Genomic DNA, 19,087 nt, shown 5'->3' with positions numbered 1-19,087 from the left:
ATAGCTATTTAAGCCATTTGATTTTCAATCGCCCACCGTGCTAGTTCGGTGCGGTTGTGGAGATTGGTTTTGCCCAACATATTGGACACATGGCTTTCAACGGTGCGCTGACTAACATTTAATTCTTCAGCAATTTCCCGGTTAGCTAGACCTCTAGCTACAAACTGCACTACCTTCAATTCGGTTGGGGTTAACTGCACATCGAAGGGAACCTGGATGCGAGAACCGTTTTCCCCGCCTTTGGCTTGGTGTTCCTTCCAACGGATAGTTTGTTTCAGTGAAGATTCTACTTGTGCTACGAGTTCTTCTGGTTCAAAAGGCTTGACCATATAAACATCTGCACCTTTGTTGAGACCTTTAACTCGGTCTGCACTTTGTCCTTTTGCTGATAGGAACAAAACAGGAATCCAACTGGTGCGTTCGTTTTGCCGGACTTGTTCAACAAAGGTATATCCGTCCATTTCTGGCATCATCACGTCACAGATGATCATATCTGGAACATCATGTTCGAGAATTTCCAGAGCTTCTCGTCCGTTTTCCGCCGTGATGACTTCATATCCTCTGAATTCCAAGTAGTCCTTCACCAGCAAGATGAGGTTAGGGTCATCATCAATCAATAGAAGTCGTTTGTGATCTTTCATGCTGGGCTCTTTCATAGCAGTGGCACTTGTCGCGCTTCGATCCATCAAGGTCTTGAATGGTTATCCTTTATGGTGGATTGTTGAGATGTTGTCATTTTTCCCACTTAAGTTGCCCTTTCTTCCTTGGAGTCTTAAAAGTGGTTTTCACTTTCGATGACACACCAGTGCATTGGCAATATTCTAGTAAGGATACGCAGAGCAATAGTATTATAATGCGCTATTATATATCCCTTTGAAAGTGGCGGGTGAAAATACACTGATTAAATAATAATCTTTCTAGTTCACAAGTAAGTATTGGCTTAAGATGACCCTAGCTGCAACACAACCCGCGTTTTCATCGGCTTACTGCTCTACAATACCCTTCTGATGTTCAGCCTTTGTTTAGATGTTCACAAGCAAGTAAGGGAGTTGTTGGCAAAGGATGGGTTAAAAATGCTGATTCTTGCGCCACCATTATGCCTACCAAGTGTTTTTGGACGATCCGCTCAATAACCTCCGGGTTTGCTTGGCGATACCAGACACTTCCGGTTAGACAACTATTATCGATCTAGAACAACAAACTAGCAAGCTATGAGCTTGAGTTTTGTTGCACTACATCACTGTATTGTTACTCATTGAGCGTCTCCCTGATTACTGTTCTATAACAATTTCCCCAGTTTGCAAATAAAGTTGTCCATATAAAAATATTCATTACTTACAGAAAAGAACCTGAAAAATACGAATAATTGAGTATTAGTACTTACGGGCTTGTCGAGGAACGTATAGATGATGACTTCTTAGTTGTAATTCGTAATACTCACCAAAAGCAAGAAGCTAGCTACTTAATTTGTAATTTTTAATGGAAAGCCTGCTAAACCACTACTCCCCACTCCCCAATTATTCTAGTTCGGAAACCCGTACACACGTAAATATTGCCATTAGGGGCTATTCTTCGGTAGATTAGCACTCAGGAGTTGAGAGTGCTAACTCTGGAGAAATTAAATATGGCAGCAGTATCTCTAAGCGTATCCACCGTTAAACCTTTAGGCGATCGCGTTTTCGTAAAAGTGAGCGCCTCTGAAGAAAAGACCGCAGGTGGTTTGTATTTGCCCGACACCGCTAAGGAAAAACCCCAAGTAGGTGAAGTAGTTGCTCTTGGAGCAGGCAAACGGAATGACGACGGTAGCCGTCAAGAATTGGAAGTAAAAGTTGGCGATAAAGTGCTGTACTCCAAGTACGCTGGCACCGATGTCAAGCTGGGAACCGAAGAATACGTCCTACTGTCTGAAAAAGACATTCTAGCAGTCGTTGGCTAATGGGTAATTAGGTAATAGGTAATCGCAATACCTATTTACTGATGATCAAATTTCACGACACAAAACTTGATTTAACTTCCTGAGATTTAGACACCTATGGCAAAGCGCATTATCTACAACGAAAACGCTCGTCGCGCTCTAGAGCGAGGCATTGATATCCTGGCTGAGGCTGTAGCTGTTACCCTTGGCCCCAAAGGTCGTAACGTAGTATTAGAGAAAAAATTTGGTGCGCCGCAAATCGTTAATGACGGTGTAACCATCGCTAAAGAAATAGAATTAGAAGATCATATTGAAAACACTGGCGTTGCTTTGATTCGCCAAGCAGCTTCCAAAACCAACGATGCAGCAGGTGACGGTACAACCACCGCAACCGTTTTGGCTCATGCCATTGTGAAAGAAGGTTTGCGGAACGTAGCGGCTGGTGCTAACGCAATTCTGTTGAAGCGCGGTATTGATAAAGCTACCGGCTTCTTGGTTGACAGAATCAAAGAACACGCCCGTCCTGTAGAAGATTCTAAATCCATCGCTCAAGTTGGGTCAATCTCTGCTGGTAACGACGATGAAGTCGGTCAGATGATTGCCGAAGCAATGGACAAAGTAGGTAAGGAAGGCGTTATCTCTCTAGAAGAAGGTAAGTCTGTAACTACCGAATTGGAAATCACCGAAGGGATGCGCTTTGACAAAGGCTATATTTCCCCCTACTTCGCTACCGACCCAGAGCGGATGGAAGCGATTTTCGATGAGCCTTTCTTGTTGTTGACCGATAAGAAAATTGCTCTCGTCCAAGATTTAGTACCAGTTCTAGAGCAAGTAGCTCGTGCTGGTCGTCCTCTGGTGATTATCGCTGAAGATATTGAAAAAGAAGCTCTAGCAACCCTAGTAGTTAACCGTTTACGCGGTGTACTCAACGTAGCTGCTGTGAAGGCTCCTGGCTTCGGCGATCGCCGTAAGGCTATGCTAGAAGATATCGCTATCCTCACCGGCGGTCAACTAATCACCGAAGATGCTGGTCTGAAGCTAGAAAACACCAAGCTGGAAAGCTTGGGTAAAGCTCGCCGCATCACCATCACCAAAGACAGCACCACAATTGTTGCTGAAGGTAACGACGTTGCTGTTAAAGGTCGTGTAGAACAAATTCGTCGTCAAATGGAAGAAACTGAATCTTCCTACGACAAAGAAAAACTACAAGAACGTTTGGCTAAACTTTCTGGTGGTGTAGCTGTAGTTAAAGTTGGTGCAGCTACCGAAACCGAAATGAAAGACAAGAAACTTCGCCTAGAAGACGCTATCAACGCTACCAAGGCGGCTGTAGAAGAAGGTATCGTTCCTGGTGGCGGTACAACCCTAGCTCACCTCACTCCTGAATTGGAAGTTTGGGCTAACAGCAACCTCAAAGATGAAGAGTTGACTGGTGCTTTGATTGTCGCTCGTGCATTACCCGCGCCTCTCAAGAGAATTGCGGAAAACGCTGGTCAAAACGGCGCTGTAATTGCTGAACGCGTCAAAGAAAAAGCATTCAACGTTGGTTTCAACGCGGCTACCAACGAATTTGTAGATATGTTCGAGGCTGGTATCGTTGACCCCGCGAAGGTAACACGTTCTGCACTGCAAAACGCTGCTTCCATCGCTGGAATGGTGTTAACAACCGAGTGCATCGTTGTTGACAAACCAGAACCCAAGGATGCTGCTCCTGCTGGCGCTGGTGCTGGCGGCGGTGACTTCGATTACTAATATTCTGTAGTCAGATAAGTTAAAAAAAATAGCTGCTTCCCTAGTGGAAGTGGCTATTTTTTTGTTAACTCTTACCTTTCCAGAAGAATGGAACCTGTTAACATAGGATTTAACCAATAGATATATTTTCTGAGAAAATTTAACTATGAGTTTGATTAATCATCAATCTAATTCTCAAAGATTAACTGAAATTGTCAAAACCTTAATTGACAATAATCATCTTTATCAGGAAAACTTAAATAAACAGGAAATGATTGCAATGATTAATCGCACTTTTGATCCATCTGTTGTTCCTGATCTGGAAAGTATCTCTGAAGAGGAATTAACGAAGCGTATTAAAAGTATTTTGTCTTTGAATTTAGTTTCAGGAATGCTAAATGATTTGACTCCAGAGCAAATGCAAATCTTTGATGAATCTGTAAGACGAGGTTAGATGGGTTATTTATTAGATACTAATATTGTTTCCGCATCACTGAAACAAAATATTGAAATAGGATTAAAAATTACATAAATACGTCGCCAAGGTCAATTTATTAGCATTAGTGGCATAACTTACTATGAAGTTCAAAGAGGACTTTTAAGAAGCAATGCTACAAAGAAACTAGTTTTATTTCAACAATTTTGCCAAGATTATCCTATTTTATTTTTAGATGATATCAAGATTTTTGAAAAAGCCTCAGAAATTCATGCTGATTTAGCCAGCCGAGGTCAAATTATTCAGGATGCAGATATATTGATAGCTGCAACCGCTATAACTCATGATTTAATTTTATTCTCTCATGATTCCGATTTGACTAGAGTGAAAGATTTACAGTTAGACAATTGGCTCATTAATTAGTTGATTTTAACTGTAGTAGTCTGTAATTCGTATTATTACAAATCATTTCTTGATTGTTCAAAACATTATGTAACTGACTTACCTAAAACCTAAGCTGAGGTTGGTGTTTTTTATGTCAAATTTCAGGTTTTTGTAAAAATAAAATAACCGATTGATTATGTTAAGGGAATTTCTAGTGAATAATATACTGTTACAGTTTGAACTCTAAGTTTACTAAGTATGGAAGATTACCAAGCCGCTTTTATGCAGCGTCACCTTGATACTGAAATATTATGTAGAAAGGACTCAGAAAGAAGAGTAGCAGCTATGCACTTTGGAGGTGTAACCATTGAGTGTTTATTAAAAGCCATGATTTTTGCTAACTTACCAAGGGGTGCAACTCAGGAATGGAAGACAGATTCTACTAATCCTGGGCATACTATTACTAATCCTGGACATAGTTACATAGAAGCATTAAACCGGCACAATCGACTTAAATCTAGAATTGCTAATTTTCCTGAAGTACGAAAGTGGCTTGATGAAGTGGAAAATCCAAATAGTCAAAATTTTATAGATATGCGTTATTCTGGCCTTGAGCCTGATGATGAAAGTTACAAACGCTGGTTAAAATCCTATCAGAGTCTCAAAGGGTGGTTACAGAAGCAAACTACTCAACTTTAAAGAGGTAGTCAAATGCAGGAAAATTGGCAAATTTTGCTAAAGCAAGAAATTACAAACCAGTATGTGCATAATTCACAAGAATGGGTTGATTTAAATATTTCTACATCAGGTTTACTAAATTTGACGGTTGTGAGCGAGGAATTTATTAATTTATCTATTCCTCAACGTAAAGAACAGATTTACAACTTATTTAAATCACAAGTTCCTCATTTATCTGCTGGGTTTATTTCCTTGTATACGCCTCAAGAAGCAGATTCACTGAATCTTTCAGCACCGCAGGTTTTTAATACAACTTCAGTAAAAACGTGGCAAGATTTAGCAATTCAAGCAGCAAATCCGCAAAATCAACCTCAACTTCTCCAGCGTGAACCTAGTTTACCCAGAACCGTAACTTTTTATTCCTTTAAAGGAGGAGTAGGACGTACTACAGCATTAACTCATGTTGCTTGGATTTTAGCAAAGCGGGGACGTAAAGTTGTAGCTGTTGATTTAGATTTAGAAGCACCAGGTTTGAGTACAGCATTTAACCTCAAACCACAACCAAAATATGGAATTGTTGACTATTTTTATGAGCGTTCCTACTTACCAGAAGGAATAAAGCCAAATATTTCAATTGCAGAAATATTTGGTGAAGTGAGAATACCTAATGCTACAGGGAGATTATTTGTTGTTCCTGCTGGTTTTCTTAATCTTGATTATGTTTCTAAGGTTGATGATCTACATGCTACTACTGTTATTGATGGAGATCAAAGTCTTTGGTCTGTTTTTAAGGTTGAAATTTACGAACAATTAAAACCAGATATTATCTTAATTGATTCGAGAACCGGAATTAATCAATGGGGAGCTTTATCATTAATCCAAGCTGCTGACGAAGCAATCATTTTCCTTTTCCCTAACGAACAAAATAAACAGGGCATAGAACTACTTTTACAATCGCTTCAAAGCCTGAAGAAATTATCAATTAATTTTGTTTTTTCTCCTGTACCTGATATTACTAAAATAGGTTTATCTAAAGTAAAAGAAATTTGCAAATCTTTGTTTGAGAGGATAAAAATCGTAACTAATGAAAATAATAACGAGGAAGATATAGATAATTATCAATCAAAAATAGAAGAACCTTTAGTAGTTCCTTACATACAGCTAATTGCTTTGGCTGACAACTATCCTGTCCCAGCTTTACTAGATTACTATAATAAAATTGCCAATTTGATTGATGAAGAAACTGATGATCTCGAACGCAAAAATGTTTTAGCTAACTCAGAAAAACGCTGGACTATTATTGAAAGCCTGCAATTTCCTGAAGTAAATGCTGCTGATACAGAACATTTAGGTCTAATATTTCAGCGTACCACTGATTTTGAAAAATTCTTAGATGATACTACCTGTTTGATAAGAGGACGAAAGGGAACAGGTAAAACCGCTCTGTATTCGCTTTTTCTAAAACACAAAAGCGTTGGTCAGAAACTGGCTCATGGACGATTAGATAATACTGTATTTTTGTCAGCACATGGTAGATTTAAAGAAAGCCGTCCCTCTCGTGATGAGTTCCAAGTTATCCATCGGCATTTGCAGCAAAATCATGGAACATGGGAGTCTTTTTGGAGAGCTTATTTACTGCTGAGATGTCATCAAGAAAAATTATTTAAATTCCCTAGAAATAATAAATTTAGCCGATTGAAAGAAATTATTAATAAGTTACCTACAGAAGGATGGCAGTATGAATCTACCCAGGCTTTATTACAAATGTCTACTCATTCTGATCTACGGCTTATCGTCAAAGATCTCATAAACATAATTCATCAAGAAGCTAAAAATAAATCTCAAAAACTGTGGTTTCTTTACGATGATTTAGATGAAGATTTTCGTCAAGCAGGAGAAGTAAGACAGCAAGCAATAACGGGCTTATTTCAATTGATTCAGTCTTGTGATGCCAACAGATTAACAGCAATTAGATTTAAAGTTTTCTTGAGAGAAGATATATGGAATCGCTTAATTTTTGACAACAGAAGTCATTTCAATGGACGCGATATTCTACTACAGTGGACTAGAGTTGATTTTTTACGATTAGCACTGCGTCAAGTAATACAATCTCAAGATTTCAAGAACTTAGTTGATAAATTCTCTCCTATTGCTGTTGAAAGTATTGATCAAGCTAGTGAAGAAGTGATTGATAAAGCCTTAGAATTACTTTGGGGAAGTCGTCGTAGAACAGGAGACAAAGCTAAATATGTATCCAGATGGGTTTATGAAAGATTAACAGACTCAAGTGATACTACCTTTCCTCGAAGTTTAAGCATATTATTAGAAGGAGCAAAAGAGCAAGAATTAAGCTATAAAGGAAAATCATCAATTCAACCACCTACTGACCGTTTACTGCGAAGTAAATCTTTAGAATTAGGGTTGAAGAAGGCATCAGAAAAACGCTGTGATGAGATCCGAGAGGAATATCCTGATTTGGCTAAATTTTTTGAATCTCTCAAGCATAAATCAGCCTTTTTAACTCAAGATGAATTACGTACTATATGGCAAGAGTCTGCACATGACATAGCAGATTTTGAAGAATTTACTTCTTTTTTACGTGAAATTGGCATTATTGAATGGCGCGAAAAAGAGAAACGTTATAAGGTTGCGGATATATATGTATATGGTTTTGAGATGATTCGCCAAGGTGCGGTATAAAAGTATGTTTAACTCTATGTTACTTTTTTTAGTGATGACCTCCGATCGCTTTGAGACTATGGCCAACACTCCCATTCGCATATATTAAAGATTGATTATTCGTCTTAGTTATTAATTGCCAACTATATAAACAAATGGCTTTCAATTCACAGCCAATAGAAGGCTGGCATGGCAAACTTGATTTAGTTTATGCCGATCGCTCAAATTCTACCCAGTTAATTTACAATCACCAGCAAGCACCGCTAAAAGTACAGCGTCCCTTTTATCCAGAAGGGGAAAAAGTTTGTCATAGCGTGATTTTACATACGGCTGGGGGTGTGGTGGGAGGCGATCGCTTATCTTATAACCTCCACCTCCAACCCAACGCACAAGCTTTAATTACCACCGCCGCCGCAGGGAAAATATATCGCAGCGAAGGCTTACAAGCCAGACAAACCATAGATATAAAAATTGATGCGGGTGCTTGTTTAGAATGGCTACCGCAAGAAACGATTTTATTTAACGGGGCAATTTATCGCCAAGATTTACGGGTAGAATTAGCCACTGGCGCTAATTTTTTAGGCTGGGAAATTACGCGATTTGGTCGTAGTGCTAGAGGAGAGAAATTCTACCAAGGAGAATGGCGATCGCATACAGAAATTTGGCGACAAGGCGTTCCTTTGTGGATAGACCGTCAATGGCTACCGGGGAACGAAGCTGTTTTTCACAGTCCTCATGGTTTGGCTGGGCAACCAATAGTGGGTAGTCTAGTTTGGTTGGGTAGTGCGGTTTCCACAGAAATCATCGCCAAAGCCCGAAATTTAGGGAATACTCAAGGCGAAAAAGGCGTTACAAGTTTAGAAAATGGATTTTTATGTCGATATCGTGGTGCTTCCACATCTGAGGTGAGAAACTGGTTTACAGATGTTTGGCAATTGCTGCGAGTTGAGTTTTTCAGTCGTAGTAAATGTACACCCAGAGTGTGGCAAACTTAATTCTTAATTAATCATGCAGCTTACACCACAAGAAAAAGATAAATTATTGATTTTTACCGCCGCTTTAGTAGCAGAAAGGCGTAAAAATAGAGGTTTAAAACTTAATTATCCAGAAGCCGTTGCTTATATTTCTGCGGCTATTTTAGAAGGTGCAAGAGATGGCAATACAGTAGCAGAATTGATGAGTTATGGCACAACTCTTTTAACACGAGATGATGTCATGGAAGGTATAGCGGAAATGGTGCATGAGGTACAAGTAGAAGCAACCTTTCCTGATGGGACAAAGTTGGTAACTGTGCATAATCCTATTCGTTAATTTAATTAATTATGATTCCAGGGGAAATAATTACACCAGATGGCGAAATTGAACTAAATGCTGGTCGTAATACTGTGAAATTAAGTGTTGCGAATGCAGGCGATCGCCCTATACAAGTTGGTTCCCATTTTCATTTTTATGAAGTTAATCATGGGTTAATTTTTGATAGGGAATTGGCGTTAGGAATGCGTTTAGATATTCCTGCGGGGACGGCGGTTAGGTTTGAACCTGGGGATGAGAAGGAAGTGACGTTGGTTCCTTTGGTTGGGAGTCGTGAGGTTTATGGATTTAATGGGAGGGTGAATGGGGAAATTAACGCAGAGGGGCGCGGAGGTTAGCGCAGCGAAAAGTTCTGAAGGAGGGTTTCCCTCCGTAGGAAACTTTTCAAGAGAGAGGAACGCGGAGTTAGAGGTTGTTGGCTAAGCGTTTGATGCCTTCTTTGAGGTGGAGGACGTTAAAGTTAAGGAGGAGTCCTAGTTTGCAGTTTGTGAGTTTTAAATAAGTTAGAAGTTGTACTGCGTGAATGGGTTTGAGAGATTCTACAGATTTGATTTCAACAATTACTTTATTTTCTACTATTAAATCCAATCGATAAACACAATCTAATTCCACTTCCTTATACACAAGCGGTACGGGAATTTGCCTACCCACTCTCAATCCCTCCCGCCTCAACTCATAAAACAAACACTCCTCATAAGCCGACTCCAACAACCCTGGACCCAACACCGTATGCACCCTCATTCCACACCCAATTATCATCCCACTTAAATCATTCTCCTCCATACTCCTCTCCCCTCTGCGCTAACCTCAGCGCGACGGCAGTCGCTTCAAGTCGGCAAAGCCGCCCAACGCGCTGCCTCCCCTCTGCGTTTCAACTATAACCTCATTTCTCAGGAGTGTATAATGCCTTACAGAATGTCCCGCCAAGCCTACGCAGAAACCTACGGCCCCACAGTAGGCGATCGCATCCGACTGGCAGATACAGAATTATTTATACAAGTAGAACAAGACTTCACAACCTACGGCGATGAGGTGAAATTCGGTGGTGGTAAAGTCATCCGAGATGGTATGGGACAATCTCCCATTGCTAACGCCGATGGTGCAGTAGATTTAGTGATTACTAATGCTTTGATTCTCGATTGGTGGGGAATAGTTAAAGCAGATATTGGGATTAAAGATGGCAAGATATTTAAAATTGGGAAAGCCGGGAATCCCTATATTCAAGATCATGTAGATATTATTATCGGCCCTGGAACCGAAGCCTTAGCCGGAGAAGGAATGATTCTCACGGCTGGCGGTATTGATACTCATATCCATTTTATTTGTCCCCAGCAGATTGAAGTAGCGATCGCCTCCGGTATCACTACTATGATTGGCGGCGGTACAGGCCCAGCCACAGGAACCAACGCCACCACCTGCACCCCCGGCCCTTGGAATATGTACCGGATGCTGCAAGCGGCTGATGCTTTTCCTATGAACTTAGGTTTCTTAGGTAAAGGTAACGCCAGTCAACCCCAAGGACTGACAGAACAGATTTTCGCTGGTGCAATTGGTTTAAAGCTGCATGAAGACTGGGGAACCACCCCCGCCACCATTGACACTTGCTTGAGTGTAGCCGATGAATACGACGTACAAGTGGCAATTCACACTGACACCCTCAACGAAGCCGGATTTGTTGAAGATACCATCGCCGCCTTTAAAAATCGTGCCATTCACACTTATCACACTGAAGGCGCAGGCGGTGGACACGCACCAGATATTATCAAAGTCTGCGGACAAGCCAACGTCCTCCCATCTTCCACCAACCCCACCCGTCCGTACACCGTCAACACCTTAGACGAACATCTAGATATGTTAATGGTATGTCATCACCTCGATCCGGCGATCGCTGAAGATGTGGCTTTTGCCGAATCCCGTATCCGCCGCGAAACCATCGCCGCCGAAGATATCCTCCACGACTTAGGCGCATTTAGTATGATTGCTTCCGACTCCCAAGCTATGGGTAGAGTAGGTGAAGTAATAATTCGCACTTGGCAGACATCTCACAAAATGAAAGTACAACGGGGAAGCCTGGCTGGAGATGGCAAAGCAGACAATTTAAGAGCCAAAAGATACGTTGCTAAATACACAATTAACCCCGCAATTACTCACGGAATCTCTCAGTATGTAGGTTCTGTAGAAGCAGGTAAACTTGCCGATTTATGTTTGTGGCGACCAGGATTTTTTGGTGTCAAGCCAGAGATAGTCATTAAAGGCGGGATGATTGCTTGGTCACAGATGGGGGATGCCAACGCCAGCATTCCCACACCGCAACCTGTCCATATGCGCCCCATGTTTGGCAGTTTTGCAGGTGCGAGAAATGCCACATCTTTAACCTTTGTTTCCCAAGCTGCTTTAGAAAGAGACATTCCCCAGCAGTTGGGTTTACGAAAATCAGCAGTCGCAGTTTCTGGAACTCGCCAATTAACTAAGCAGGAGATGAAACTGAATGATGCTTTACCCCATATAGAAGTAGATCCCGAAACCTATGAAGTCAGAGCAGATGGGGAATTGTTGACTTGTGAACCTGCAACGGTTTTACCAATGGCGCAGAGGTATTTTTTATTTTAAAGCGTTAATGTTTTTAGAGCTTTACTATTAGCTGAAATTTCGTTTTGGAGTTATGATCGAAGAGTTAAACCGACAGTTAAACTCGAAAGTAATGCGACATTTTAAGAAAAAAATTGTTACAGATGAAGCAATGAATCCGGTAGCTGTTTTGATCGATTATCAAGATTGGCAACAAATAGAAAAAATCCTAGAGACTTATCAATTACAGGAGAGTCAAGACTTCAACATTAACACGTATTCTGGTGTTATAAAACTGAAGCTAGATCCTTTAGAGTATCAGCAGAATATTAGGAATGAATGGACTTGGCACTAGCTTTATTTTTGTTAGATACAAATGTAATCTTGTATTTATTGGGTGGTCGTTTAATTTTATTTTTTCTTGATAAATAACCTCTAAATGCCACACTATTAACAAATGATATACAACTAACTAAATTAACAGAAATTAACACGCAATCGGTACAAATTATATAATTCCGAGCAATTCCATCAAATTTTCAATTGCCAGATTGTTTATAGGGAGCTATCCTACTCTACGGAAGAGTCAAGGCGCATATTGAGCTAAATACTTGCTAATAACAACATCCCTATTACCCTATACTTTGGCATCCTATGAGTTTACCAACTGCTCAATCTGGAAAAATTCTGGTGGTTGATGATTCTCCAGATAACGTGTTTTTGATTAAAACCATTCTGGAGGAAGAAGGTTATACAGTTAGTACCGCCGAAAATGGCATCTCAGCATTAGCAGAACTGCAAGCATCCCCTTGTGATTTGGTGCTGTTGGATTTAATGATGCCAGGGATGGATGGTTATGAAGTTACTAGGCGGGTGCGTGGGGAGATGAAGTTGCAGCAATACATCCCCATCTTGCTGATTACCGCCCACGATGCCCCAAATGTAGCGCATGGATTAGATTTGGGTGCTGATGATTTTATCCGCAAACCCGTCACAGTGGATGAATTACTGGCAAGAGTGCGATCGCTTCTTCGTTTGAAGCATAGTATGGATGAACGCGATGAAATAGCTCGTCAGCGCGAAGATTTCGTCTCTCGTCTCACCCACGATTTACGCACTCCCTTAGTGGCGGCTGATCGGATGTTGGCACTATTTCAACAAGGTGCTTTGGGAAATTTATCACCGCAAATGCAGGAAGTAATCACCATCATGGCGCGGAGTAATATTAACCTGCTGTCAATGGTGAATACTTTATTAGAAGTTTATCGCTTTGAAGCTGGTCGCAAAACCTTAGCATTTCAACCAGTAAATCTCAGTCAATTATTAAATGAGGTGATTGCAGAACTGACACCCTTGGCTCAAGAAAAAAACTTGGCAATTAATAGCGATTTTGGCGACACATCAACACCAAATAAACTAGGCGATGGCATTCCGCCCACCGTAGGCGATCGCTTAGAATTGCATCGCTTATTTACCAACCTTATAGGTAACGCCATCAAATTTACAGCCTCTGGCTCAGTGACTATTCGCCTCAAAGGCATTATATTAAATGCTAAACAAGATTTTTCCGACCCTTCCTTACTTTCTAGCAACATCGACTATGTACAGGTTGAAATCGCAGATACAGGCGCAGGTATTCCATTAGAAGAACACGCCACATTATTTGAAAGATTTCGTCAAGGTAGTCATAAAATTTCTGGTAGTGGTCTAGGCTTGTATCTTTCTCGGCGCATTGTTGAGGCTCATCACGGTAAAATAGTGGTTAATTCAGAGTTAGGCAAAGGCAGTGTTTTTGTCGTTAGTTTACCTATTCAAATAGTAGGTAAAGCAGACTAGATGAAAATATTTTTAGAGTTTGAGAAAGTAGAAAAATTAAAGGCTGGAAAAAATGCTTACTATTGAAACATCGAAGATTAGGGAAATAATTCAACAAGAACGTAATTTTTTTCAGACTGGACAAACTAAAAATATCAACTTCCGGCTGGAACAACTCAAAAAACTGAGAAAATTAGTTACTGATAATGAAACAGCAATAACTAAGGCATTAAAAGCGGATTTAAACAAGTCGGAATACGAAGCTTACTTTGCCGAGATTGGTGTAATTAAAGAAATTGATTACGCCATAAAAAATCTGAAAAATTGGTCTAAGCCTAAAAAAGCAGATGTTCCCCTAGATTTCTTTTCTTATTCAGCGCGAATTTATCCAGAACCGCTAGGAGTCGTTTTAATTATCTGTCCTTGGAATTATCCATTCGGATTAATAATTTCACCGTTAGTAGGGGCGATCGCCGCCGGAAATTGTGCCATTATCAAACCTTCAGAACTTGCACCTCACACATCTAATTTAGTAGCAGAACTGATTAGTAAATATTTTTCCAGTGAGTATTTGACAGTAGTAGAAGGTGGCGCAGAAACTAGCCAAGAGTTACTAGCCGAAAAGTTCGATCATATATTTTTTACTGGTGGTACAGCCATAGGCAAAGTTGTTATGGAAGCCGCCGCCAAACATCTGACACCAGTTACTTTAGAGTTGGGTGGTAAAAGTCCTTGCATTGTTGATAGTGAGATTCATCTCGAATATACAGCTAAACGCATTACTTGGGGCAAATTCATTAACGCCGGACAAACTTGCATCGCACCCGACTATCTTTTAGTTAATCAGAAAATTAAAAAAGATTTAATCGCTGCCATACAAAAAAGTCTCACAGAATTTTATGGCGATAACCCAATAGATAGTCCTGATTATGGGAGGATTATTAGCCATAGACATTTTGAGCGTTTAGCTAAATTCCTTAACAATGGTCAAGTTATTGTTGGTGGGGAAACAAACTACGAAGATAAATATATTGCTCCCACATTACTAGATAACATCTCTGTAACAGATCCTGTAATGCAGGAAGAAATTTTTGGGCCGATTTTACCTGTGATTGAATACACAGAGATAAAAGATGCGATCGCCCTCATTAATTCTCAGCCAAAACCCCTGGCTTTATACATATTTTCCCAAAATAAAGACCTACAACAACAAATTCTGCAAGAAACCTCATCAGGTGGAGTGTGTATTAACGACACCATTATGCAGGTGGGTGTTTCATCCTTACCCTTTGGTGGTGTAGGCGATAGCGGTATTGGTAGCTATCATGGTAAAGCCAGCTTTGACACATTTTCCCATTACAAGAGTGTCTTAAAAAACGCCTTCTGGCTAGACCTAGATTGGCGTTATGCACCCTACAAAGATAAATTATCTTTACTCAAACGAATGATGAAGTAAAGGATTGGGGAAAAAGGTTAAAAGTTAAAAGTTAAAAGTTAAAAGTTAAAAGGTAAAAGATTTTTCCTTTTGACTTTTACCTTGAACTAGGGATTGGTAAATCAGGAAATAGAAATTAAAATTTCTCACCCACAAAAAGATGAGGAATCTGGTAACGGCTAATATTCCCATTACCCATTACCAATCCCATCAACTGTATCTTTCCTCTTCCCAAGGTTCACCACGACGGTGGTAGCCGTTGCGTTCCCAAAAACCCAATTCTTCCTTGTCAAGAAACTCCAGCCCATTAATCCACTTGGCGCTTTTCCAGGCGTAGAGGTGGGGTACAACCAGACGCATTGGCCCACCATGTTCTGAGGGTAAGTCTTCACCAAATAACTTAAAAGCGAAAAAATTCTCTTCCCTGACAAAATCTGCTATTGCGATATTTGTGGTGTAACCGCCATAGCAATGTTCCATAATATGAGCAGCCTTGGAATCTACCTCAATCAGACTCATAAAATCTGTGACCTTAATCCCCGTCCACTTGACATCAAGCTTAGACCAACGGGTTACACAGTGAAAGTCGGCTGTAAATTCATGATGAGGTAAATTCATGAAATCAGACCAAGTAAATACAGTTGGTTTTACCAAACCCCAAACCCGAAACTCCCAACCTTCCAAACTAACTTTAGGGGCTGCGCCATAAGTCAATACAGGAAAACCCTTAGCTAAATGCTGTCCTGGGGGAACGCGATCGCTATTTTCTTGGTCTGGTTTCTGAAAAAATTTTCCTAGCATATTTATATAACAATCAAAAATAGAGAGACGACTCAGCTTAAAAATATGACAAACTGATTGAAAGCAATACTAAGTTAATATTTACCCTACAAATACTTACAAATATTAATTTTGTTAAACACTAAAAAATTAATAGCTAGAGATAACTTACGCTGTAGATCATTATTTGATCATCAGTCATGGGTGAAAGGTAATGGGTAATAGGTTCTGCCAATTACTCATTACCTATTTTTTTATTCTTCTTCGTCTTCTTCTTCCGCAGTAGGATAGACAAATGTAGAACGTCCAGTCAAAATTGATTTGCCCAAAGAGAGAGCTTTTTGCGCTTCCACAGCAGCCTTATGTCTCCAGGTAGCTCGACGTTTATCTCGTTTTGATTTAGATGTTTTCTTCTTAGGAACCGCCATGATAGCCGATATCGCAATTCTTGACAACCTTTCTATTCTAAGCGATCGCTTGGCTAAGTCAAATGGAAAAGTTTCAGGATTTGTCAATAGTCAATGGTCAGTGGTCAGTAGTTATTTTTTCTCCTGCTCCCTACTCCCTTGCCTCTTACTACCTAACACCCCCTAATATTCACTTTGGTGGCTGATTGGCGGGTTCTACTGTTGGTTGTGGGGACGGGGAGGGATTAGGGGTTGCTGAGGGAATAGTGACGGCGGCGGCTGGGTTAGAAGTGCTTTGTGGCTGTTCAAAAAATAAGAGCGATCGCGCGCTTTTGAAATAAGTTGCCCAACGTTGCGGATCAGGGCGGGTGCGCCATTGCTGACGGCTGACATCTAAGGCTAACACTGGTGCGATCGCTCCATTACTTTGTACGGAAATAATCACGGAAATATCTGTTACCAAAATATCTTGATCAAAGCTCCTTTGTGCGGCAGCCCTAGCACTCATTTCTGCCCTGCGTAGTATGGTTTCGTAGGCTTCATCAGGTAATCTGTCGATAGTCAAGTCCACTCTGGCAGTGTAAGCACGGACAATTTGCGGGAAAACCAATTCTGTTACAAGCCATACAGGAACAGGAAATAAAAGCAAAAAGATTAACGGAAATGTCCGGATTTTTTTGTCAATTTGGCTAATAACTTTAAAGGGAATGATTGATGATAGTGGGTGAGTACTACTCCTAGTCATAACCTGATAGCTCCTTAATTGAGGTTCTGTAATTTGAATAACTCAAGAAAATTTCCCGAAAGTGGAAGTAATAAAAAATACGTATCTTTAATGACTCAATGAGAATCTCCTAGACTATTAGACATAGGTTAGCTTTGTTTTTTCAGCAAAGCCAACCGCAATTTTAGGCAAGCACACAACAACCTACAAAGAGCGGGATGGCAAACTACTGGGCGATCGCCATAGGCGTTAATCAATATCAATTATTTCAACCTTTACGCTGCGCCCAAGCCGATGCCGAGGCGCTAAAGGACTTTTTGGTTCACCAAGCAGGTTTTGTCAACCAACGCTGCTTGCTCATGACGGATACATCGCCACCAATTGACGATAGAGATACTTATCCAACTAAAGAAAATATATTGCTGTTGCTAGAAGACTTAGCCGCAGCCTGTTGGCAACCAGAAGACCATTTATGGTTCTTCTTTAGCGGTTATGGGGTTAATTACAACGGCAGAGATTATTTAATGCCCACAGAAGGCGACCCCAAGCTAGTAGAAGAAACTGGCATAGAAGTGCGATCGCTGATGCAAAGTTTGCAGCTAGCTAACCTCAATGTTTTGCTGCTATTTGATATCAACCGTGCTTCTGCAAGCTTTGGGGATACTCCCGTAGGTAAAGAAATCATCGAACTAGCCGAAGAACTACAACTAGCCACCATTCTTTCTTGTCAGCCAGACCAGTTTTCCCAGGAAAGTAGAGAGCTAGGCCACGGCATATTTACAGGCGCATTATTATCAGCCTTGCGTTCTGGTTACGGCAGTAATTTAGGGGAACTAGAAAAATACTTAAGTGTTTTGACTCCCGAATTATCTCAGCATTACTGGCGACCTACACAAAATCCTGTAGCCTTTATCCCCTTTGATGAACAGGAAATTTTACCCCCAGTAGCAACAACCAACAATCCTGAAGTAGAACTGAGCGCCGCCGTACCTAGTACCTTAGAACCTTCGGAAGCCGAACCTCTTATTTTTTCAGAAGAAAGTTTTGCTGTAGCCTTAACAGCACCATCTTTGGGAGAACCCCCTAGAACAACCTCTAAGCCCCCAAAATTTGGGAAATGGGAAGATTCTCCCAAGTTTGAAACTAACGGTAATGGCAAATCACCCACCATCACTTTAGATAGACAGCCATTTCCCATAAATACTGACTTTCCCCAACCATACCAACCACCAATCCCCGACGAGGAAGAAACAGGCGGGAGGTTCATCCCCAATGCTCCCCAAGCCTATATCTCTCGGCTACCAAGCAATAAGCCAGAGCCTCCATTATGGAGACAGTTTTTGCTGTGGGGAGGCGGAACTATGGTGGTTGTAGCGTTAATTTCTATTATTCTCCTGCGTAATCAAGCCAGGGTTTTAAGAGCGAGACAGCAACTACCTACCGCTACCAGTGATTCACAAATCATCAAAACTCCCTCAACTCCTCGTCCAGTCGCCAAGTTAGCTCCACTCAATCGACCCAAGAATCAATCAACTGCCCAAATTGCGCCTATTTCTGAATCAAAAAAACGTAATCAAGCTGTATTAGACCTAGCCAAAATGTCTTTGAGACAGACTCAAGCTAGCGATCTCAGTTTGGCGATCGCCACTGCAAAGAAAATCAAACCCGGCGAACCACTCTACGAACAAGCCCAGGAAAATATTAAAATTTGGAGTCGGATGATTCTCGATTTAGCAGAAGGTCGCGCCAAACAAAGACAATATACCAATGCGATCGCAGCTGCTAAATTAATTCCCAAAGACGAAGCACTCTATCCCCAAGCTCAAACCACAATTGCCCAGTGGCGCTCAGAAGCCAAACAGTTTCTAGCTAATCAAACTCTGATAGATGCCGCTAACGCTTTAATTAAACAAGGGCAAGCTTCCACTTATAACCGTGCCATCGAAGTAGCTAAAAGAGTACCCCAAGGGCAACCAGGCTTTGATTTGGCACAAATATCTATCAATCAATGGAGTCAAAAAATTCTTGACCTCGCTAAAAATCGCGCCGATCAAGAAAATTTTAGTGCTGCAATTGCAACCGCTACCTTAGTCCCCGAAGGAACAACTGTCTACGAAGATGCTCAAGAAGCCATCCAGAAATGGGAGGCGCGGAAAAAAAGTCAATAGTCAATAGTTCAAAACCTTCATTTTTAGCTTTTAACTATTGACTATTGACCGTTGAC

The 19,087-nt window shown here is 40.8% G+C and carries 18 protein-coding genes and 1 pseudogene; 14 read left to right on the top strand and 5 right to left on the bottom strand.

Annotated elements, in window-relative coordinates:
* Positions 1-8 precede the first annotated feature (8 nt).
* Positions 9-686 (bottom strand): response regulator transcription factor, encoded by a 678-nt coding sequence (locus tag GSQ19_RS24055; protein WP_010997804.1) that lies wholly within the window; start codon positions 684-686, stop codon positions 9-11.
* 938 nt (positions 687-1,624) lie between these two features.
* On the opposite strand from GSQ19_RS24055, the gene groES reads away from it, so the two are divergent.
* The 9 genes and pseudogenes from groES (at position 1,625) to GSQ19_RS24010 (ending at position 9,472) form a co-directional block, all read left to right on the top strand.
* Positions 1,625-1,936 carry a co-chaperone GroES gene (gene groES / locus GSQ19_RS24050; protein ID WP_010997805.1) on the top strand — a complete coding sequence of 104 codons (312 nt, stop codon included), beginning with the start codon at positions 1,625-1,627 and terminating at the stop codon, positions 1,934-1,936.
* A gap of 96 nt (positions 1,937-2,032) precedes the next feature.
* Positions 2,033-3,667 carry a chaperonin GroEL gene (gene groL, locus GSQ19_RS24045; protein WP_011320337.1) on the top strand — a complete coding sequence of 545 codons (1,635 nt, stop codon included), beginning with the start codon at positions 2,033-2,035 and terminating at the stop codon, positions 3,665-3,667.
* A 145-nt stretch (positions 3,668-3,812) separates the two neighbouring features.
* Positions 3,813-4,100: a hypothetical protein gene (locus GSQ19_RS24040; protein WP_011320336.1), complete on the top strand. Its 288-nt coding sequence runs from the start codon at positions 3,813-3,815 to the stop codon at positions 4,098-4,100.
* Positions 4,101-4,505, top strand: a pseudogene (locus GSQ19_RS24035) (PIN domain-containing protein).
* A 219-nt stretch (positions 4,506-4,724) separates the two neighbouring features.
* A complete protein-coding gene (locus tag GSQ19_RS24030) occupies positions 4,725-5,165 on the top strand; it encodes a hypothetical protein (protein ID WP_011320335.1) in 441 nt (146 codons plus the stop codon).
* Positions 5,166-5,177: 12 nt separating this feature from the next.
* The gene (locus tag GSQ19_RS24025; RefSeq protein ID WP_011320334.1) at positions 5,178-7,844 is read left to right on the top strand and encodes a MinD/ParA family ATP-binding protein; all 2,667 of its coding nucleotides are present in this window, start codon (positions 5,178-5,180) and stop codon (positions 7,842-7,844) included.
* Positions 7,845-7,978: 134 nt separating this feature from the next.
* Positions 7,979-8,818, top strand: coding sequence for an urease accessory protein UreD (locus tag GSQ19_RS24020; protein ID WP_011320333.1), 840 nt, complete (start codon positions 7,979-7,981; stop codon positions 8,816-8,818).
* A gap of 13 nt (positions 8,819-8,831) precedes the next feature.
* On the top strand, positions 8,832-9,134 hold the full coding sequence (gene ureA / locus GSQ19_RS24015) for an urease subunit gamma (RefSeq protein WP_011320332.1): 303 nt from the start codon (positions 8,832-8,834) through the stop codon (positions 9,132-9,134).
* Between the two features lie 11 nt (positions 9,135-9,145).
* Entirely contained in the window at positions 9,146-9,472 is a 327-nt protein-coding gene (locus tag GSQ19_RS24010; RefSeq protein WP_011320331.1) for an urease subunit beta, read from the top strand.
* A gap of 67 nt (positions 9,473-9,539) precedes the next feature.
* On the opposite strand, the gene GSQ19_RS24005 is transcribed toward GSQ19_RS24010, so the two are convergent.
* Positions 9,540-9,917: a GxxExxY protein gene (locus GSQ19_RS24005; protein WP_011320330.1), complete on the bottom strand. Its 378-nt coding sequence runs from the start codon at positions 9,915-9,917 to the stop codon at positions 9,540-9,542.
* A 120-nt stretch (positions 9,918-10,037) separates the two neighbouring features.
* Here GSQ19_RS24005 and ureC point away from each other — a divergent pair, with 120 nt between their 5' ends.
* The 4 genes from ureC (at position 10,038) to GSQ19_RS23985 (ending at position 14,973) form a co-directional block, all read left to right on the top strand.
* A complete protein-coding gene (gene ureC / locus GSQ19_RS24000) occupies positions 10,038-11,744 on the top strand; it encodes an urease subunit alpha (RefSeq protein ID WP_011320329.1) in 1,707 nt (568 codons plus the stop codon).
* Positions 11,745-11,835: 91 nt separating this feature from the next.
* A complete protein-coding gene (locus tag GSQ19_RS23995) occupies positions 11,836-12,057 on the top strand; it encodes a hypothetical protein (protein ID WP_041456906.1) in 222 nt (73 codons plus the stop codon).
* 299 nt (positions 12,058-12,356) lie between these two features.
* Positions 12,357-13,538: a hybrid sensor histidine kinase/response regulator gene (locus tag GSQ19_RS23990; RefSeq protein WP_011320327.1), complete on the top strand. Its 1,182-nt coding sequence runs from the start codon at positions 12,357-12,359 to the stop codon at positions 13,536-13,538.
* Positions 13,539-13,590: 52 nt separating this feature from the next.
* Entirely contained in the window at positions 13,591-14,973 is a 1,383-nt protein-coding gene (locus GSQ19_RS23985) for an aldehyde dehydrogenase family protein (protein WP_011320326.1), read from the top strand.
* 189 nt (positions 14,974-15,162) lie between these two features.
* Here GSQ19_RS23985 and GSQ19_RS23980 read toward each other — a convergent pair whose 3' ends face one another.
* The 3 genes from GSQ19_RS23980 to GSQ19_RS23970 form a co-directional block, all read right to left on the bottom strand.
* Positions 15,163-15,753 carry a sulfite oxidase-like oxidoreductase gene (locus tag GSQ19_RS23980; RefSeq protein ID WP_011320325.1) on the bottom strand — a complete coding sequence of 197 codons (591 nt, stop codon included), beginning with the start codon at positions 15,751-15,753 and terminating at the stop codon, positions 15,163-15,165.
* Between the two features lie 233 nt (positions 15,754-15,986).
* Positions 15,987-16,160, bottom strand: a complete 174-nt coding sequence (gene rpmF, locus GSQ19_RS23975) for a 50S ribosomal protein L32 (RefSeq protein ID WP_011320324.1) — start codon at positions 16,158-16,160, stop codon at positions 15,987-15,989.
* A 169-nt stretch (positions 16,161-16,329) separates the two neighbouring features.
* Positions 16,330-16,884 carry a hypothetical protein gene (locus GSQ19_RS23970; protein WP_011320323.1) on the bottom strand — a complete coding sequence of 185 codons (555 nt, stop codon included), beginning with the start codon at positions 16,882-16,884 and terminating at the stop codon, positions 16,330-16,332.
* A 197-nt stretch (positions 16,885-17,081) separates the two neighbouring features.
* On the opposite strand from GSQ19_RS23970, the gene GSQ19_RS23965 reads away from it, so the two are divergent.
* Positions 17,082-19,031 (top strand): caspase family protein, encoded by a 1,950-nt coding sequence (locus GSQ19_RS23965; protein WP_011320322.1) that lies wholly within the window; start codon positions 17,082-17,084, stop codon positions 19,029-19,031.
* Positions 19,032-19,087 lie beyond the last annotated feature (56 nt).

The organism is Trichormus variabilis 0441 (assembly GCF_009856605.1).
GTDB lineage: Bacteria > Cyanobacteriota > Cyanobacteriia > Cyanobacteriales > Nostocaceae > Trichormus > Trichormus variabilis.
Note: the sequence above shows the minus strand (reverse complement) of the source record. Positions and strands in the feature narration are given on the sequence as shown.

Bases quoted from the DNA above. Each gene is read 5' to 3' on its own strand.
- GSQ19_RS24025 (WP_011320334.1), top strand. From the start codon at position 5,178: ATGCAGGAAAATTGGCAAATTTTGCTAAAGCAAGAAATTACAAACCAG.
- rpmF (WP_011320324.1), bottom strand. From the start codon at position 16,160: ATGGCGGTTCCTAAGAAGAAAACATCTAAATCAAAACGAGATAAACGT.
- GSQ19_RS24005 (WP_011320330.1), bottom strand. From the start codon at position 9,917: ATGGAGGAGAATGATTTAAGTGGGATGATAATTGGGTGTGGAATGAGG.
- groL (WP_011320337.1), top strand. From the start codon at position 2,033: ATGGCAAAGCGCATTATCTACAACGAAAACGCTCGTCGCGCTCTAGAG.
- GSQ19_RS24010 (WP_011320331.1), top strand. From the start codon at position 9,146: ATGATTCCAGGGGAAATAATTACACCAGATGGCGAAATTGAACTAAAT.
- GSQ19_RS23985 (WP_011320326.1), top strand. From the start codon at position 13,591: ATGCTTACTATTGAAACATCGAAGATTAGGGAAATAATTCAACAAGAA.
- GSQ19_RS23990 (WP_011320327.1), top strand. From the start codon at position 12,357: ATGAGTTTACCAACTGCTCAATCTGGAAAAATTCTGGTGGTTGATGAT.
- ureA (WP_011320332.1), top strand. From the start codon at position 8,832: ATGCAGCTTACACCACAAGAAAAAGATAAATTATTGATTTTTACCGCC.
- GSQ19_RS23965 (WP_011320322.1), top strand. From the start codon at position 17,082: ATGGCAAACTACTGGGCGATCGCCATAGGCGTTAATCAATATCAATTA.
- GSQ19_RS23980 (WP_011320325.1), bottom strand. From the start codon at position 15,753: ATGCTAGGAAAATTTTTTCAGAAACCAGACCAAGAAAATAGCGATCGC.
- GSQ19_RS23970 (WP_011320323.1), bottom strand. From the start codon at position 16,884: ATGACTAGGAGTAGTACTCACCCACTATCATCAATCATTCCCTTTAAA.
- GSQ19_RS24040 (WP_011320336.1), top strand. From the start codon at position 3,813: ATGAGTTTGATTAATCATCAATCTAATTCTCAAAGATTAACTGAAATT.
- groES (WP_010997805.1), top strand. From the start codon at position 1,625: ATGGCAGCAGTATCTCTAAGCGTATCCACCGTTAAACCTTTAGGCGAT.
- ureC (WP_011320329.1), top strand. From the start codon at position 10,038: ATGCCTTACAGAATGTCCCGCCAAGCCTACGCAGAAACCTACGGCCCC.
- GSQ19_RS24055 (WP_010997804.1), bottom strand. From the start codon at position 686: ATGGATCGAAGCGCGACAAGTGCCACTGCTATGAAAGAGCCCAGCATG.
- GSQ19_RS24030 (WP_011320335.1), top strand. From the start codon at position 4,725: ATGGAAGATTACCAAGCCGCTTTTATGCAGCGTCACCTTGATACTGAA.
- GSQ19_RS23995 (WP_041456906.1), top strand. From the start codon at position 11,836: ATGCGACATTTTAAGAAAAAAATTGTTACAGATGAAGCAATGAATCCG.
- GSQ19_RS24020 (WP_011320333.1), top strand. From the start codon at position 7,979: ATGGCTTTCAATTCACAGCCAATAGAAGGCTGGCATGGCAAACTTGAT.